We start from the raw sequence: 816 nt of genomic DNA, 5'->3' as shown, positions 1-816 counted from the left end.
CCCGCCGGTCCCGCCACCCCGACGGCTCAGGGGGTCCGCCCGCCCAGCGTCCCGGTGAGCGAGCGCACCGCGAAGCGCGCGAACAGCTCCTCGGCGTACCAGCCCTCCGCCGCGGTGCGGTCCATGACGTCCACGTGCGCGGCGCGCCGGTGCGCGAACCCCCGCAGCGCCTCCGTGGACTCCCACACCGAGAAGGTGCCCTGGTACCCCAGGGGCGCCTCCCCGACGCCCAGCGCGCAGCGCAGCCCCGGCACGCGCTGCAGGTCCGCCGACACCGGCGGCACCGCCCGCCAGAACGAGGCCGCCCGCCGCGGCCGTCCCCGCAGCCGCGCGCGGGTGATCGAGGCCACCGGCCCGGTGTGCGCCCGCGCCGCGCGCAGGTCCTCCCCGCCGAAGGGCTCGCGCCCTCCCCAGCGGCCCCGGCTGGTCAGCGGCTCCAGCTCCACCCGCAGCCGCTCGTGCGCCAGCCGCCGCCAGGCGCGCACCGTGGGGGAGCCCTCGAAGGCCGCCGCGTCCCCGGGCGAGGCCCAGGCCACCAGCACCGCCCAGTGCAGCGGGTCGGCGTCGCGCACCGTGAAGGTGCGCCCGTCGCCGGTGCCCAGCAGCTTCGCGAACCGCGCGCCGGGCGCGCGGGCCAGCAGCGGGCGGTCCAGCGCCATCCGCGCCAGCGCCGCGGGCACGGCGCGCGGGGCGACCCCCCACACGTCCAGGGTCACCAGGGCGGGGCGGTCGGCGCGGGGCTCCAGCACGCCGCGACGCTACGCGGGGCGCCCGGCGCCGCCCGACGCGGTCCCCGGCCCGGCCCCCGGCCCGGTC

At 81.6% G+C, this 816-nt stretch carries 1 protein-coding gene; it reads right to left on the bottom strand.

From position 1 onward, the window contains the following. Positions 1-26: 26 nt before the first annotated feature. The gene (locus GTR00_RS21945) at positions 27-749 is read right to left on the bottom strand and encodes a monooxygenase (protein WP_323132674.1); all 723 of its coding nucleotides are present in this window, start codon (positions 747-749) and stop codon (positions 27-29) included. Positions 750-816: the final 67 nt, after the last annotated feature.

The sequence above is a fragment of the Kineococcus indalonis genome, from assembly GCF_009906395.1.
Taxonomy (GTDB): domain Bacteria; phylum Actinomycetota; class Actinomycetes; order Actinomycetales; family Kineococcaceae; genus Kineococcus; species Kineococcus indalonis.
Note: the sequence above shows the minus strand (reverse complement) of the source record. Positions and strands in the feature narration are given on the sequence as shown.